Raw genomic sequence first — 16,028 nt, forward strand, 5'->3', positions numbered from 1 at the left:
GCCGCCTGGGGGCGGCCTTTTGCGTTGACCGGCGCCCTTCAGCTGCGCCGCCGGGGCGGCCACAGGTCCGGCGATTCCTGCAGTTCGGAGAGGTCCTGGCTGATGCTGACGAAGTGGGTGATGCGGCCGTTGGCGTCGCGGATGGGGGCGATGGCCTGCAGGCAGACGTAGATGCTGCCGTCCCGCCGCCTGTTGAGCAGGCGTCCGCGCCAGGTCTTGCCGGCGTTGATGGTGCGCCACAGGTCGGCATAGGTGCCGACCTCGTTGAGCCCGGACTTGAGCAGCCGCGGCGTCTGTTCCAGGATGTCCTCCAGGCCGTAGCCGGTGACTTCCGAGAAGGCCTGGTTGCAGTATTCGAAGCGGCCCTGGGCGTCGGTGATGAAGACCACCGAGGGATTCTGTTCCACCGCCATGGAGAGCTTCTCCAGTTCCGCCTCCACCTGCTTGCGCTCGTGGATGTCGCGGAAGGTGCCGGCCAGGTGCCGGGCCTGGCCGTCGGCGCTGTCCACCACCTGGCCTTCGCCGCGGAACCAGCGCCAGTGGCCGTGCCGGGTGTGGGTGCGGTATTCGCAGCGGAAGCGGAGGCTGCGCCCGTCGCGGCAATCCAGCAGGGCCTGCATGGCCCGGGTCCGGTCCTCCGGGTGCAGGCTGGCTTCCCATTCGGCCAGGCCCACGCTGCGCTCGGCCAGGCGGTAGCCGTTGCCGTCGGCCACGGCCAGGACGAACTGCAGATTGCCTGTCTCCACCGCCCAGTCCCACACCCCCACCTCCGAGGCGCCCAGGGCCCGGCGCAGGCGCTCCTCGCTGGCGGCGAGGCGGTCCATGGCCCGGTGCAGGGAGGTGACGTCCTGGGTGATGCCGTGGATGCGCACCACCCGCTCCGCCACCACCACCGGATGGCTGCGGACCCGCAGCCAGCGCACCTCGCCGTCGCGGATGATGCGGAATTCCTGGTCGGCGGCTTCCCCCGCGAACTGCCGTTCGAAAGCAGCCAGGGTGGCTTCCCGGTCCGCCGGATGCAGGTCGTCGGCCCAGCGCATGGCGTTCGCATACAGCTCGGCGGCGGAATGACCGCTGAGACGCTGGGTGGCGCCGCTGACGAAGGAGAAACGCCGCTCCTCCGCCTCCAGGGTCCAGATGACGTCGTCGAGGGAATCCAGCACCTGTTCCAGGCGCTCCTCCGCCCGGTTGCGGTCCTCCTCGGCGCTGCGGCGCTGCCGGTTGGCGGCGGCCAGGGCCAGGGTCACGGCGGTGAGGGAGGCGATCAGCACCTGCAGCTTCACCTGCACCAGCTGGGGCTCGATATTGGCGAAGGGGCCGGTGCCCAGGGCGGCGAAGACGGCGGCCGTCAGGGCCGTGGTGGCCAGGGCCAGGGTCACCAGGCGCAACTCGCAGCTGAAGGCGATCCAGATCAGGGTCAGCAGGAGCAGCAGGCCGGCGTAGGCAAAGGATTCGGGGGCCCGCTCGGAGAAGAACCACAGGCTGCTGAGGGCGGCGGCGACCACCGCCGCCACCGCCAGATGGCGCCAGCGGCCCTGGTCCAGGCCTTCCCGGGGCTGCAGCCAGGCCAGCAGCAGGGGGGCCAGCAGCTGGGTGCCGGCCAGGTCGCCCACCCACCAGCCGCGCCAGGCGGGCAGCAGCTGGGCCGGCTCCAGGCTGCCGCCCAGGCTCAGGGCACCGACGCCCAGGCTGGCGCTGATGGCGCCGCCCAGCACGGGGGCGCTGAAACACAGGTGCAGCACGTCCTGGGGGCGGCCCAGGCGCGGATCGAACTGCAGGGGACCCCGCAGCAGACGGTAGCCGGCCCAGGCGCCGAGGGCGTTGCCGGCGCCCATGAGCAGGCCGGTGAGGGGAGCAAAGCCGCTGATGAGGGCGCTGCCCAGGGTGGCCAGCAGCACTGCCGGCCACAGCCGGCCGCCGCCCAGGACGAGGGCGGCCAGGGCAATGCCGGCGGGGGGCCAGAAGGGCACGAAGAGGCCGTGGCCGGCAGTGCCGATGGCCATGGTCAGCTGGGCCACCGCCAGATAGGCGGCAAACACCAGCAGCAGCCCCGGGAGCAGGGGCAGGCGGGCAGCGGGGAGGGGAGCGGCGGCCGGGGGCGCCAATAATCGCTTTAGCATAATTTGCGCCATTTTCCCTGCTTTGCCGCGGTGTTCCAAGGCCTTTGATGCTGGGGATAACACGTAGTCCGGGTAACTTGGCGTAGGCCGGAGGGTTTGTGCCATAATCAGCCGCTTGATTTTGGGGAATTCAGTCATGGACGACAACAAGGCCAAAGCACTAACCGCCGCACTGGCGCAGATCGAAAAGCAGTTCGGCAAGGGCGCCATCATGAAGATGGGCGAGACCGAAGTGGACAAGGGTGTGGACGTGGTGTCCACCGGCTCCCTGGGCCTGGACGTGGCCCTCGGCGTGGGCGGCCTGCCCCGGGGCCGGGTGGTGGAAATCTACGGTCCGGAATCCTCCGGCAAGACCACCCTGACCCTGCAGGTCGTGGCCGAGATGCAGAAGCTGGGCGGCACCGCCGCCTTTATCGACGCGGAACACGCCCTCGATCCCCAGTACGCCCAGAAGCTGGGCGTGAACATCGGCGAGCTGCTCATCTCCCAGCCGGACAACGGCGAACAGGCCCTGGAAATCGCCGACATGCTGGTGCGTTCCGGCGGTGTGGACGTGATCGTGGTGGACTCCGTGGCCGCCCTCACCCCCAAGGCCGAAATCGAAGGCGAGATGGGCGATTCCATGATGGGCCTGCACGCCCGCCTGATGAGCCAGGCCCTGCGCAAGCTCACCGCCAACATCAAGAAGACCAATACCCTGGTCATCTTCATCAACCAGATCCGCATGAAGATCGGGGTGATGTTCGGTTCCCCGGAAACCACCACCGGCGGCAACGCGCTCAAGTTCTACGCCTCCGTGCGCCTGGATATCCGCCGTATCGGCGGCATCAAGAAGGGTGACGAGGTGATCGGCAACGAAACCCGCGTCAAGGTGGTGAAGAACAAGGTCTCCCCGCCCTTCCGCGAAGCCCTGTTCGACATCCTCTACGGCGAAGGCATCTCCCGCGAGGGCGAGATCATCGAACTGGGGGTGGCCAACAAGCTGATCGAGAAGTCCGGCGCCTGGTACTCCTACAAGGGCGAGAAAATCGGCCAGGGCAAGGACAACTCCCGGGAATTCCTCAAGGCCAACCCGGCCATTGCCCAGGAAATTGAAGGCAAGATCCGGGAAGCCCTGGGCGTGGCCAATCCCGCCCCGGCGGCCGCTGCCGGGGAATGACCCCGAGCCTGCGCCAGCGGGCCCTGGGGCTGCTGGCGCGGCGGGAGTACAGCCGGGCCGAACTGGCCCGCAAGCTGGCGCCCCACGCAGAATCCGAGGCTGAGCTGGAGACCCTGCTGGACGACCTGGCGGCCCGCCGCCAGCTTTCCGATGCCCGCTATGCCAGTGAAAGGGTCGCCATCCGCGCCCGCCGCTACGGCGATGCCCGGCTGGCCCAGGAGCTGCGGCAGAAGGGCGTGGCCGAGGAAACCGTCGCCGCGGCCCTGGCCCAGGGCGGCAGCGAGCTGGAACGGGCGCGCCAGGTGTGGCAGAAGAAATTCGCCGCCCTGCCCGCCGATCTGGCCGAGCGGGCCAAACAGACCCGCTTCCTCCTCAGCCGCGGCTTTGCCGCCGCCACCGTCCGCCAGGTGCTGCAGGGCGGCTGGGACGACGAGTCCGGCAGCGACTGGTAGAACCCCCGGGCGACACCTCTGGCACAATGCCTTTACGCCCCCGCATTCATAGAATCCGATAGCCCATGTCCGAGCAGAACCCCGACCTCATCGCCAAGCTTTCCGCCAACAACCTGAAAAAGCGCTACAAGTCCCGCACCGTGGTGCATGACGTGTCCTTCGAGGTGGGCAGCGGTGAGGTGGTGGGCCTGCTGGGCCCCAACGGTGCCGGCAAGACCACCTGTTTCTACATGATCGTCGGCCTGGTGCCCTCCGACGGCGGCTCCATCCAGCTGCAGAATCAGGAAGTGACCCACTTCCCCATCCACAAGCGGGCCCATCTGGGCATTTCCTACCTGCCCCAGGAGGCTTCCGTCTTCCGCAAGCTCAACGTGGAGGAGAACATCCGCGCCGTGCTGGAACTGCAGAAGCTGCCCAAGCACGAGATCGACCTGCGCCTGGAGGAACTGCTGGAAGAGCTGCACATCGGCCACATTCGCGCTTCCAATGCCGCCGCCCTGTCCGGTGGCGAGCGCCGCCGGGTGGAAATCGCCCGGGCCCTGGCCACCTCTCCCCGTTTCATCCTGCTGGATGAGCCCTTCGCCGGCGTGGACCCCATCGCCGTGCTGGAAATCCAGAAGATCATCCGTTTCCTCAAGGACCGCAGCATCGGCGTGCTCATCACCGACCACAACGTGCGTGAGACCCTGGGCATCTGCGACCGGGCCTACATCATCAATGAGGGCCGGGTGCTGGCGTCTGGCCGCCCGGATGAGATCGTTTATAATGAAGACGTCCGAAAAGTATATCTGGGCGAGAGCTTCCGTCTCTGACGAGCCCAGTCTCCGAGTCTTTCCCTCAACCCGCTCATTGCCGCCGGCCCCTTCGGCCCCGGGTCCATGAAACCAACCCTCCAACTCAAACTCTCGCAGCACCTGGCCCTGACGCCACAGCTGCAGCAGTCCATCCGGCTGCTGCAGCTGTCGACGCTCGAGCTGGAGCAGGAGTTGGAGAAGTATCTGCTGGAAAACCCCCTGCTGGAGCGCGAGGACGAGAACTACGAGCCCTCCTACAGCGGGAGCGAAGGCGAATACGCCGGCAGTACGGCCGAGGCCGCTGCCGAAGGCCCGCGGGAAGGCGATAGCGGCGAATCCGGTGAAGGCGCCGACAGTCACGGCCCCGAAGAAGTCCGGGACGACAGCCGGGACAGCCTGGGCGAGGGCGAGGACTGGTTTGCCGAAGGCAGCTACCCTTCCGCCTCCCGCGACGAGGACGAGGATTCCGACTTCCAGGAAGTGCAGGCCGCCAACACCTCCCTGCGCGACCACCTCAACTGGCAGCTGGGCCTGATGCAGCTCTCCGAGCGGGACCGGCAGCTGGTCAGCTTCCTGATCGAGGCTCTGGACGAGGACGGCTACCTGACCCAGCCCCTGGAGGAGCTGCAGGAAGCCCTGCCGGAAGAGCTGGAAATCGACCTGGACGACCTGCAGATCGCCCTGCGCCACCTGCAGCACCTGGACCCGACCGGTGTCGGCGCCCGCACTCCGGGCGAATGCCTGGCCCTGCAGCTGGAAGCCCTGCCGGCCGACGAGGTGCGGGACCAGGCCCTGAAGCTGGTGCGCCATCATCTGGAACTGCTGGCCGGCCGGGACTTCACCAAGCTGAAGAAGCTGCTGGGCTGCGACGACGAGCGCCTGCGCGCCGTCACCAACCTGGTGAAGAGCCTCAACCCCCGGCCCGGCGCCCAGTACGCGCCCCTGGATGCCCGCTACATCACCCCGGACGTGGTGGTGAAGAAGGTGCGCAACCAGTGGACCGCCAGCATCAATCCGGACGCCTACCCGCGCCTGCGCATCAACCGGCTCTACGCCGAGATCCTCTCCAAGCAGCGCGGCTCCAGCCTCTCCGGCCAGCTGCAGGAGGCCCGCTGGCTGATCAAGAACGTGCAGCAGCGTTTCGACACCATCCTGCGCGTGTCCCAGGCCATCCTGGACCGCCAGCGCCAGTTCTTCGAACACGGCGAGGTGGCCATGCGTCCCCTGGTACTGCGGGAAATCGCCGAAACCCTGGGCCTGCACGAATCCACCGTTTCCCGGGTGACCACCCAGAAGTACATGGCCACCCCCCGGGGCATTTTCGAACTCAAGTATTTCTTCGGCAGCCACGTGGCCACGGATACGGGGGGCGCCTGTTCGGCCACCGCCATCCGGGCCCTGATCAAGCAGCTGGTGGCGGCCGAAGACCCCAAAAAACCCCTTTCGGACAGTCAAATATCCGAAATTCTTGGCCAACAAGGCATTGTTGTGGCGCGTCGAACCATTGCAAAATACAGAGAAGCGCTCAACATTTCGCCGGCCAACCTACGCAAGTCCATCTAAAAAAGGAGCGAGCCATGAACCTGCACATCACCGGACATCACCTGGAAGTCACCCCGGCGATCCGCGACTACGTCACTGCCAAGCTGGAGCGGGTTACGCGTCACTTCGACAGCGTCATCGACGTCAACGTCATCCTCACCGTGGAAAAGCTGAAGCAGAAGGCTGAAGTCACCGTGCGCGTGCCCGGCAAGGACATCCACGTGGATGCCGAGGATGCCGACCTGTATGCCGCCGTGGACACCCTGATCGACAAGCTGGACCGCCAGGTGCAGAAGTACAAGCAGAAGGCCCAGGATCACCACCGCGACACCATCAAGAATCACATCGAAGAGTGATCTGATTCCCTCTCCGGGACTGGGATGAAAGGCATAGGCGGCGGGGTCGTTTTCCGTTATGATCCCGCCACTTTTCGCCAGGTATCCTGCCTGAATCCCAGTCTCCAACCGGCCCTGCCGCCGCCATCCCGCTGTTCGGGGAAGGTTCCCGCCCCATGGATCTGATCGCCAAACTCCTCCCTCCCGCCCACATCCTGCTGGACCTCGAAGCCAGCAGCAAGAAGCGGGCATTCGAGCAGGCCGGACTGCTGTTCGAGAACAACCTGGGCATCGCCCGGGCCACGGTTTTCGACAGCCTCTTCGCCCGGGAAAAACTCGGTTCCACCGGCCTGGGCCAGGGGGTTGCCATTCCCCACGGCCGCATCAAGGGGCTCAAGGAAGCCGCCGGCGCCTTCATGCGCCTGTCCGCCCCGGTGCCTTTCGATTCCCCCGATGGCAAGCCCGTCGGCCTGATGTTCGTGCTGCTGGTGCCGGAACAGGCCACCGAGCAGCATCTGCAGATTCTTTCCGAGCTGGCCCAGCGTTTCTCCGACCGGGCCTTCCGCGAGGCCCTGGGCGCCTGCGACAACACCGACGACGCCCACCGCCTGTTCACCGACTGGGGGAACCATGCGGCAAATCTCCATCAGCCAGCTGTTTGAGGACCACCAGGACAAGCTGTCCCTGACCTGGGTCGCGGCCCAGGGTGCCGAACGCTCCATCGAGATCCGGGAGCGGGGCAACTACGGCGCCGACGTGGTCGGCCACCTCAACCTGATCCACCCGGAACGCCTGCAGGTCATCGGCGCCGCCGAGTACCAGTGGCTGAGCCGCGTCAATCCTGAGCGCCTCAAGGCGCAGATGAACGAAATTTTCGCCGCCCAGCCCCCTGCCGTCATCGTCGCCGAGGGCCTGGAAGTGCTGCCGGCCGTGCTGGAGGGCTGCGAGAGCACCGGCACGCCCCTGTTCACCACCGCCAAACCCTGCTCGGCCGTGATCGACCTGCTGCGCATCTACCTCTCCCGCCGCCTGGCGGACACGGTGTCGGTGCATGGCGTCTTCATGGACGTGCTGGGCATGGGCGTCCTCATCACCGGCGATTCCGGCGTCGGCAAGTCCGAACTGGCCCTGGAACTGATTTCCCGGGGCCACGGTCTGGTCGCCGACGACGTGGTGGAACTGGCCCGCATCGCTCCCGCCACCATCGAGGGCCGTTGCCCTGGCATGCTGCGGGACTTCCTCGAAGTGCGGGGCCTGGGCCTGCTCAATATCCGCACCATCTTCGGCGAGACCGCCTCCCGGCGGAAAATGAAGCTAAAGCTGATCGTGCACCTGCAAAAGCCGGTGGCCGGGGTGGATGCGCCGCGCCTGCCCCTGGATGCCCAGACCCAGGAGATCCTCGGCGTGGCCGTGCGCAAGGTGGTCATTCCGGTGGCTGCCGGGCGCAACCTGGCGGTGCTGCTGGAGGCGGCGGTGCGCAACAGCATCCTGCAGCTGCGCGGCATCGACAACATGCAGGAATTCATCACCCGGCAGCAGAAGCTGCTGCTTGACGACGATATTTGACGAACGCATAGTGGTAAGCCCTGCCTGACCACTGACGGAGACACCATGAAAAAGATGCTGCTAGCCCTGTTTTCCCTGGCCTGTATCGGCCTGGCTCCCGTTGCCGGCGCCGCCGACGCGGCCAAAGCGCCGACGCCCCAGCAGGAGCGCATGAAGAACTGCAACAAGGAAGCCGGCGAGAAGGGCCTCAAGGGCGACGAGCGCAAGGGATTCATGAAGACCTGCCTCTCCGGCAAGACCGCCGATGCTCCCGCCGCCAATGCGGAGTGCCAGTCCAAGGCCGCGGAGAAGAAGCTGGCCGGTGCCGCCAAGGCCTCCTTCATCAAGAAGTGCGAAGCCGACAGCCAGGCTGCCAAGTAAGCCCGGGGCGGACTTCCCGCAAAAATGCCAGCCGATTGAAGGCTGGCATTTTTTTTGACAGAATGGCCTGCCCCATTCCACCTGCCCCGGCGTTGATGCCGGGGACTTTCCCTGGAGCCCCGAGATGAAGCCTGCCCCCCTGCGTGCCGCTTCCCGCCTGCTCTGCTGCGGCCTGCTGCTGGCGGCAACCGGCGGCGCCCGGGCCTTCAGTTTTGCCGAGGACGAGAAGCAGGGTGCTGCCGAGGAGGAGGGCCGCCGCGGCCGCATCGCCCAGCATCTGGCCGTACCCTGCAAGGCGGCATTGCGCAACCAGGGCATCCTGGTGGCCCTGGCCGACCAGACGGCCGACGGCTACCAGCTGCAGGGCAGCAAATACGGCCGCCATGCCGCCGTGATCAACCAGAAGCTGAAGGCCCTGGGCCTGAAGACCTACACCGCCGAGGAGCAGCGGGCCCGCATCGCCCAGGCCGAGATGGAGGCCTATTTCCGCAACGACCCGGACGCGGCCCTGGCCGCTTCCAGCAAGCTGGGCGCCGCTTTCGTGCTCAAGGGCGGGGTTTCCACCCGCACCGCCTACAACCCGGTGGTGCGCCTGCCCGAGGTCTATGTGACCATGCATTTCACCCTGGCGGCGGCGGACGGCCGCACCATTTCCACCGCCACGGCCAAGGCCGAGTCCTATTCCGGCAGTGACACCGCCGGCATGGCCCTGGAGCTGGTCCATGAGCAGGCCGAGGAGGTCGTGGCCAAGCTCTACAACGATTACTGCCGGGCTGCCGGCAAACCAAAAAAATAAACCTACGGAGTCTTTCATGCGTCAGTACATCGCCCCCATTGCCCTGGCCCTGGCCTGCGCCGGTTCGGCCCATGCCCAGCCGGTTTTCGACAGCCCGTCGCCCACCGCCGGCAGCGACACCTCCAAGCAGGCCAACGAAATGGCCGACAAGGCCATGTACAAGCCGGTGGAGTACGCCAATGCGGCGAAGAAGGGCCCGGCCCTGGTGGTCATCCCGGGGGAGGTGAAGTCCAACAACGCCTCCTTTACCCAGAAATACGGCCCCAACAACATCGCCGACTACGCCGAACTGGAACTGGGCAAGGCCAACTTCAAGATTCTCGAACGCTCCGACATGGGGCCCCTGCTCAACGAGTTCACCCTGGCCTACACCATGGGTGACCCCAGCGCCGCCCGCAAGCTGCTGCAGAAGGGCAAGTTCAAGACCACCAAATACGTGGTCAAGTTCGACATCCTCAAGGCCGAACAGGTGGCCCAGGCCCAGCAGGGCTTCGACGGTCGCTCCGTGGGCAAGCTGCTGGGCGTCTTCGGCGCCTTCTCCGGCTCCATGGGCGGGGCCCAGGCCGGGGCCGTCGGCGAGACGGTGGTCGGTTCGGTGCAGACCCAGGAAAACACCGGGGTGTGGATCATCGGCATGCGCTACAAGATCATCGACGCCAACACCACCGAACAGGTGGCCACCGGCTATACCGAGGAAAAAATGGAACTGGGAGCCAAGGGCTCGTCGGTGATGGGCGTTTCCTCCGGCGCCTCCGGCGGCCTCACCCTGGACAGCATGGTGCAGCGCCTGGTGCAGAAGAACGTCTGGGAAATCGACAGCAAGTACAAGTAACGCTGCCCTAGGGGGCGCCGGCCCAAGGCCGGCCTATACGTACATAAAAACAGGGAGTCTTCCATGAGTGTGCAGCGCCTGCTTCTTCTTTCCTCTTTTGGCCTGGTTCTGGCCGCCTGCCAGACCAATCCGTCGAAGTGCGATCCCGACAACCCGTCGGCGACCTGCGGCAGTTCGACTTCCGATCAGGCCAATGCCATGGCCGACAAGGCCATGTACAAGCCGGTGGAGTACGCCAATGCGGCGAAGAAGGGGCCCCAGATCGTCGTGATCCCTGGGGAAATCAAGAGCAACAATGCCAGCTTCACCCAGAAGTTCGGCCCCAACAACATCGCCGACTACGCCGAACTGGAACTGGGCAAGGCCAATTTCAAGGTGCTGGAGCGGGCCGACCTAGGTCCCCTGCTCAACGAGTTCACCCTGGCCTACACCATGGGTGATCCATCCAAGGCCCGGAAAATGCTGCAGAAGGGCAAATTCAAGACCACCAAATGGATTCTCAAGTTCGACATCCTCAAGGCGGAGCCGGTGGCCCAGGCCCAGCAGGGCTTTGACGGCCGGGCCATCGGTAACGTGGTGGCCATTGCCTCCAACAGCCGGGGCGGCGCCGTGGCCGGGGAGGTAGTGGGTTCCGTGAAAACCCAGGAAGCGACCGGGGTGTGGATTGTCGGCATGCGCTACAAGCTGATCAACGCCAACACCACCGAGCAGGTGGCGACCGGCTACACCGAGGAAAAAATGGAGCTGGGATCCAAGGGCACTTCCGTCATGGGTTTTTCTTCCGGCCAGTCTGGCGGCCTGACCCTGGATTCCCTGGTGCAGCGCCTGGTGCAGAAGAACGTGTACGAGATCGACAGCAAGTACAAGAAGTAACCATCAAGGAGCTGCCATGGCTGAAGCAATGCCGCAAAGGCTGGGCAAGTACGAGGTCCGCCGGGAGTTGGGGCGGGGGGCCATGGGGGTGGTCTATGAGGGCTTCGACCCGGGCATTGTCCGGCGGGTGGCCCTCAAGACCGTGCGCCGGGACCAGCTGGAGAAGGACGAGGCCCAGGAGTTGCTGAGCCGTTTCCAGCGTGAGGCCCAGGCCGCCGGGCGGCTCAACCATCCCAACATCGTCGCCATCTACGAGTATGGCGAGGACGGGGGCACCGCCTTCATCGCCATGGAGTATGTGGAAGGGCGGGAGCTGAAGGACTATTTCGACAAGTCCGAACGCTTTTCCCTCACCGAGATCGCCCGCCTCATGGGCGAGCTGCTCTCCGCCCTGGACCACGCCCACGGCAACGGCATCGTGCACCGGGATATCAAGCCGGCCAACATTTTCATCCTGCACAACGGCCAGGCCAAGGTGGGGGATTTCGGCATCGCCCGCATCGAATCCTCCAATCTGACCCAGGCCGGCTCCGTCCTCGGCACCCCGGCCTACATGTCGCCGGAGCAGTTCATGGGGCAGACGGTGGACGGCCGTTCCGACCTGTTCTCCGCCGGCGTATTGCTTTACCAGTTTCTCACCGGGGAAAAGCCCTTCACCGGCCAGCTCACCACCATCATGCACAAGGTGTTGAAGGAGGATCCCATCGCCCCTTCCGAGCTTAACGTGCAGGTGCCGCGGCGTTTCGATGCGGTGGTGCGCAAGGCCCTGGCCAAGCGGCCGGAGCAGCGTTTCCAGAGCGCCCGGGAGTTCGCCGCCGCCCTGCAGCAGGCCATGGCCGGCGGCCCGGAGGAGGAGGCGACCCTGGTGACCGATGAGGTCACCCTGCTCTCTGCCGAGGCGGAGCGGACCCTGGTCTCCGGAGCGGCGGTGCCCGCCGCAGCCGGCGAGGCCACCCGGGTGGTACCATCGCCAGCAGCCAGCAAGGACGCGCCTTCCAGCCATGGCATGGTCGGGACGTCCGTCCCGCCTGCCTCCCAGGCCGTTGCCAAATCCCGTCTGCCCTATGCCCTGGCGGCGGGGGCGGCGATCCTGGTGGCGGCCGGTGCCGGCTACCTGTACCTGGGCCGCGGCGGCGACGGATCGGGTTCCCCGGCAGCGTTGCCGGCGGCTTCGGTAGCGGCGGCCGACAACGGCACCATCGTCATTTCCGCCGTGGGCGTGGCCGATCCCAGCGACTCCCGCCTGGCCGGCGATCCGGCCCTGCTGCAGGCCGCCCTGCGGGAGGATGCCCGTCGCCAGCTGGTGGAAAAGGCGGTGGCCCTCAACGTGCAGCCGGCCTCCCTCTCCCGCTACTACGATCTGCTGTCTGCCCGCCTGCTTTCCCGCAGCGGCGACTTCATCGAATCGGTGCTGCAGGAAGAGGCGCCACAGCAGGAGGCCGGCGGTCTGGCCACCCTGGGCACCCGGGCCGTGGTGCGGGTGCGGGAGGTGCAGAAATCCCTCAACCAGATGTCCGCCGAGGAGCGGGTGGATTTCATCCGCAACAACGGTGACCCGAAAATCTCCGTCACCATCAACACCCGGGGCGAAGCCGGCGATGCCGTGCGTTCCCCCATCGCCGAGAACATCCTCAAGGAGCGGGTCCAGTCCTTCGGCTTCCGCACCTGGGGCGATGCCGCCAAGGGCCAGCCGGGAGCCGATTTCGCCATCGTCGGCGAGGCCCGCTTCAAGAAGCTTTCCGCCACCCTGCAGGCTTCCGGCCTGACCATCGAGAAGTACGTCATCACTTCGTGGACGGTGAAGTGCATCGACCAGGCCAGCGGCGAGGAAATCTACTTCAACACCACCCTGCCCCAGAACGGCAGCTGGGCCACGGAAGAGGCGGCCCTGAAGGATGTGGGCCGGCTGGTGGGCGAGGAGTTCTCCAAGAGCTTCTTCCTGCAGCACTTCCGTTTCGCCGGCCAGAAGGTCCGCTTCCGCTTCGGCGCCCTGCCCGACAAGGCCCTGCTGCCCAGGTTGCAGCAGGAAATGAACGGATTGCGGGCAGTGCTGGGCACCCGTCTCGACGGCGAGGTGGTGGAGGCGGAGCTGTCCGGCAGCCTGCCGGCCACGGCGGAGCTGGCCCAGGCCGCCGTCCTTGCGCCCCTCAACCGCAAGCTGGGCCAGCCCTGCTTCAGCGTGGTATCCACCGCCGGCAGCGAGGTGACGGTGGGCCTGGACAGCCGTTGCAGCAGCGCTGCCGGCCTGGCCCGCCTCAACGAGGCGCCGCCGGCCGCCCTCTACGAAGCCACGCCCGGGCGCCGGGCCGAAGTGGTGAAAAACCCGGCCCTGCTGAAGAAGCTGGAAATCTGAAGACGCTCCTGGGGACAGGCCCAAAAGAAACGGCCGGCAGGCATGACGCCTCCGGCCGTTGGCTTTGGTTGGGGCCCGCTTACAGGTATTCGAACTGGGCCACTTCCATTTCGGTGCTGCCGCTGGCGGCGGTGTGGCCGAAGGCCACCAGGCCCTTGTTGCGTAGGACGATCTCCTCGCGCCGCAGGAACACTTCGGCCTCGCCTTCGAAGGCGACGAAGGTGCCGTTGGTGCTCTGGTCGATCAGCACGTACTTGTCGCGCCGGCGTTCGATCTTGGCGTGGCTGCGGGAGGCCTTGCGGTCCTCGATGACCACGTCGTTCTCGCCGCCGCGGCCGAAGGTCAGGGTGGAGGTCTTGTCATCCAGCAGATAGGCCTTGCCGTGGTGCCGCACGCAGAGGCGGGTCACGGTGCGCAGGGGCTGGGTGGGGTCGATGCTGGGAGCCTTCATGGTCAGCTCCTCGGTCTCCTGCCACAGCACCTCGACGATCTGCATTTCTTCGGCTTTGCCCTTCACCGGCAGCCGGTCCACATCCCGGGTCGAAGCCCGCAGCAGGGGCGAGACGGTGGCCAGGCTCTGGGCGTTGGTGATGATCTGGCCGGCCTTGGCCAGCCCGGCCATGCGGGCGGCGGTGTTCACCGTGTCGCCGAAGAGGTCGTTGTTCTCCTCGATGGTGGGGCCGAAATGGAAACCCACCCGGATGTTGAGCTTGACCCCGGAGACCGGCGGCAGGTCCAGGACCCGCTGCTGCATGTCCATGGCCGCCTGGAAGGCGGCGTCGGCGGTGGGGAAGGCCACCATCAGCTCGTCGCCGATGGTCTTGATGATGCGCCCCTGGTAACCCTCGACGGCCCGCTCCATGCGCTTGATGCAGCGATCGACGGCGTGCAGGGCTTCCGTGTCCCCCAGCTTCTCGTAGAGCCGGGTGCTGCCGGAAATGTCGGCAAACAGTACCGCCAGTTCTGATTCGGTACTACTCATGCCATTACCCCCCTGAATGACTGCGACAGCATGACTCCAACTACCTGAACAGCACGTATTATCTTCGTCATATTATTGATTTATGTTGATTTTCCCTGAACCGGCATCATAGCAAAGGGCTCAGGCCCCAGCCACTACGGGCAGCGGAAAATCGTCCCCGTCCAGGGGACCCCGGGGCGCCAGCATGGGCGGCAGCTCCGGCGGATCGAACAGGGTGTCGCCCTCGGCCGCCGGGGTCAGGCCGGCCTTGAGGCCCTTGAAGTCGAACAGCTTGGTGTCCGCCAGGTGGGAGGGCACCACGTTCTGCAGGGCGCTGAAGACGGCCTCGGTGCGGCCGGGGAATTTCTGGTCCCACTCCTGCATCATCTCCCGGATTTTCTGCCGCTGCAGGTTGTCCTGGGAGCCGCACAGGTTGCAGGGGATGATGGGGAATTCCATGCCCCGGGAGTAGCGGGCGATGTCGCTCTCGGCGCAGTAGGCCAGGGGACGGATGACCACGTGGGCGCCGTCGTCGGTGACCAGCTTGGGCGGCATGGCCTTCAGCTTGCCGCCGAAAATCAGGTTGAGGAACAGGGTATGCACCATGTCGTCCCGGTGGTGGCCGAGGGCGATCTTGTTGGCGCCCAGCTCCTTGGCGGTGCGGTAGATGATGCCGCGGCGCAGGCGGGAACAGAGGGAACAGGTGGTCTTGCCCTCGGGAATCTTCTCCTTCACCACCGAGTAGGTGTCGGCCTCGATGATGCGGAAATCGACGCCGGTCTTCTCGAAGTAGGCCGGCAGCACCTCGGCCGGGAAACCGGGCTGCTTCTGGTCCAGGTTCATGGCGATGAGGCGGAAGTTGATCGGCGCCTTGGCCTGGAGGATGCGCAGCAGGTGCAGCAGGGTATGGGAATCCTTGCCGCCGGAAACGCAGACCAGCACCGTGTCGCCTTCCTCAATCATGTTGTAGTCGGCGATGGCCTTGCCGGTTTCGCGCAGGAGCCATTTTTCGATGCGTTGCAGGGTGTTGGAGCGTTCCACGGGAGATTCCTGGTTACTTGATTACAGATGGGCCGTGCGGCCCCCGTCTACGTTGATCACCTGGCCGGTGATGTAAGGGCTGTCCACCAGCAGGAAGTGCACGGCCCGGGCGATGTCGGCCGGGCTGCCTTCCCGGCCCAGCAGGGTGTCGGCGACGATGGCCTGGCGGGCGGCGCTGTCGAAGTCGCTGCCCTCCGGCCACAGGATGGGACCCGGCGCCACCGCATTGACCCGCACCACCGGTGCCAGCTCCGCCGCCAGGGCCCGGGTCAGGGTGAGCAGGGCGCCCTTGGCGGCGCAATACAGGGGATAGCCCACCAGGGGCCGCTCGGCATGAACGTCGGTGATGTTCACCACGGCGCCGCCGCTGGCCCGGAGATGGGGCGCCGCCGCCTGGGTGAGGAACAGGGGGGCCTTGAAGTTGCTGCCCACCAGGTCGTCCCAGGCCGCCTCGTCGATGCTGCCCAGGGGCGTGCGGAAAAAGCTGGAAGCGTTATTGACCAGGCCGTCCAGACGGCCGAATGCCGTCACCGACTGCTCCACCAGCCCGGGCAGGGCCGAGGTCTGCAGCAGGTCGGCCTGGATGCAGACGGCGGAACCGTCCCGCTGGGCGTTCAGCTCGGCCGCCAGGCTGCGGGCCTCGGCCGCTGCCGAGCGGTAATGCAGCACCAGACTGGCGCCGGCGGCATGCAGGCGCCGGGCGATGGCCGCACCGACCCGCTTGGCGCCGCCGGTCACCAGAATCGCCTTGCCCTGCAAGTTGCCGTTGCTGTCCATGGACTGCCCTGAACGGATTTGGAAGTTTGCGAATTTTAGCGGATTGGCCCATCATCCCGCCCTCTTT

16 protein-coding genes are annotated in these 16,028 nt (G+C 66.2%); 12 read left to right on the forward strand and 4 right to left on the reverse strand.

What is annotated here, in order from left to right; genetic code table 11:
- Window positions 1-38 precede the first annotated feature (38 nt).
- Window positions 39-2,120 carry a PAS domain S-box protein gene (locus AC1RTA_RS07120; protein WP_492784356.1) on the reverse strand — a complete coding sequence of 694 codons (2,082 nt, stop codon included), beginning with the start codon at window positions 2,118-2,120 and terminating at the stop codon, window positions 39-41.
- A gap of 136 nt (window positions 2,121-2,256) precedes the next feature.
- Between AC1RTA_RS07120 and recA the strand changes: the two genes are divergently transcribed.
- The 12 genes from recA (at window position 2,257) to AC1RTA_RS07180 (ending at window position 13,182) form a co-directional block, all read left to right on the forward strand.
- Window positions 2,257-3,279: a recombinase RecA gene (gene recA / locus AC1RTA_RS07125; RefSeq protein WP_014235817.1), complete on the forward strand. Its 1,023-nt coding sequence runs from the start codon at window positions 2,257-2,259 to the stop codon at window positions 3,277-3,279.
- Window positions 3,276-3,731, forward strand: coding sequence for a recombination regulator RecX (gene recX / locus AC1RTA_RS07130; protein WP_130459696.1), 456 nt, complete (start codon window positions 3,276-3,278; stop codon window positions 3,729-3,731). The genes recA and recX overlap by 4 nt, the downstream gene beginning before the upstream one ends.
- Window positions 3,732-3,796: 65 nt before the next feature.
- Window positions 3,797-4,543 carry an LPS export ABC transporter ATP-binding protein gene (lptB, locus tag AC1RTA_RS07135; RefSeq protein WP_014235815.1) on the forward strand — a complete coding sequence of 249 codons (747 nt, stop codon included), beginning with the start codon at window positions 3,797-3,799 and terminating at the stop codon, window positions 4,541-4,543.
- A gap of 66 nt (window positions 4,544-4,609) precedes the next feature.
- A complete protein-coding gene (locus AC1RTA_RS07140) occupies window positions 4,610-6,088 on the forward strand; it encodes an RNA polymerase factor sigma-54 (protein WP_130459697.1) in 1,479 nt (492 codons plus the stop codon).
- A gap of 14 nt (window positions 6,089-6,102) precedes the next feature.
- Window positions 6,103-6,423: a ribosome hibernation-promoting factor, HPF/YfiA family gene (hpf, locus tag AC1RTA_RS07145; protein ID WP_014235813.1), complete on the forward strand. Its 321-nt coding sequence runs from the start codon at window positions 6,103-6,105 to the stop codon at window positions 6,421-6,423.
- 155 nt (window positions 6,424-6,578) lie between these two features.
- Window positions 6,579-7,064 carry a PTS IIA-like nitrogen regulatory protein PtsN gene (gene ptsN / locus AC1RTA_RS07150; protein ID WP_014235812.1) on the forward strand — a complete coding sequence of 162 codons (486 nt, stop codon included), beginning with the start codon at window positions 6,579-6,581 and terminating at the stop codon, window positions 7,062-7,064.
- Window positions 7,033-7,968, forward strand: coding sequence for an HPr(Ser) kinase/phosphatase (hprK, locus tag AC1RTA_RS07155; RefSeq protein WP_014235811.1), 936 nt, complete (start codon window positions 7,033-7,035; stop codon window positions 7,966-7,968). The genes ptsN and hprK overlap by 32 nt, the downstream gene beginning before the upstream one ends.
- Window positions 7,969-8,013: 45 nt before the next feature.
- Entirely contained in the window at window positions 8,014-8,328 is a 315-nt protein-coding gene (locus AC1RTA_RS07160) for a PsiF family protein (RefSeq protein ID WP_152090116.1), read from the forward strand.
- 124 nt (window positions 8,329-8,452) lie between these two features.
- Window positions 8,453-9,124, forward strand: a complete 672-nt coding sequence (locus AC1RTA_RS07165) for a hypothetical protein (protein ID WP_130459699.1) — start codon at window positions 8,453-8,455, stop codon at window positions 9,122-9,124.
- A gap of 16 nt (window positions 9,125-9,140) precedes the next feature.
- Window positions 9,141-9,956 (forward strand): hypothetical protein, encoded by an 816-nt coding sequence (locus tag AC1RTA_RS07170; RefSeq protein ID WP_492784357.1) that lies wholly within the window; start codon window positions 9,141-9,143, stop codon window positions 9,954-9,956.
- Between the two features lie 63 nt (window positions 9,957-10,019).
- Entirely contained in the window at window positions 10,020-10,829 is an 810-nt protein-coding gene (locus AC1RTA_RS07175; protein ID WP_492784358.1) for a hypothetical protein, read from the forward strand.
- A gap of 16 nt (window positions 10,830-10,845) precedes the next feature.
- Entirely contained in the window at window positions 10,846-13,182 is a 2,337-nt protein-coding gene (locus tag AC1RTA_RS07180) for a serine/threonine-protein kinase (protein ID WP_492784359.1), read from the forward strand.
- 79 nt (window positions 13,183-13,261) lie between these two features.
- Here AC1RTA_RS07180 and AC1RTA_RS07185 read toward each other — a convergent pair whose 3' ends face one another.
- The 3 genes from AC1RTA_RS07185 to AC1RTA_RS07195 all read right to left on the reverse strand — a co-directional run bounded on the left by AC1RTA_RS07185 (window position 13,262) and on the right by AC1RTA_RS07195 (window position 15,961).
- Window positions 13,262-14,164: an adenylate/guanylate cyclase domain-containing protein gene (locus AC1RTA_RS07185; protein ID WP_014235806.1), complete on the reverse strand. Its 903-nt coding sequence runs from the start codon at window positions 14,162-14,164 to the stop codon at window positions 13,262-13,264.
- Window positions 14,165-14,284: 120 nt separating this feature from the next.
- Window positions 14,285-15,184 carry a tRNA 2-thiocytidine(32) synthetase TtcA gene (ttcA, locus tag AC1RTA_RS07190; RefSeq protein ID WP_014235805.1) on the reverse strand — a complete coding sequence of 300 codons (900 nt, stop codon included), beginning with the start codon at window positions 15,182-15,184 and terminating at the stop codon, window positions 14,285-14,287.
- A 21-nt stretch (window positions 15,185-15,205) separates the two neighbouring features.
- Window positions 15,206-15,961, reverse strand: coding sequence for a pteridine reductase (locus AC1RTA_RS07195; protein WP_014235804.1), 756 nt, complete (start codon window positions 15,959-15,961; stop codon window positions 15,206-15,208).
- Window positions 15,962-16,028 lie beyond the last annotated feature (67 nt).

The sequence above is a fragment of the Azospira sp. MPR-E4 genome (assembly GCF_058809645.1).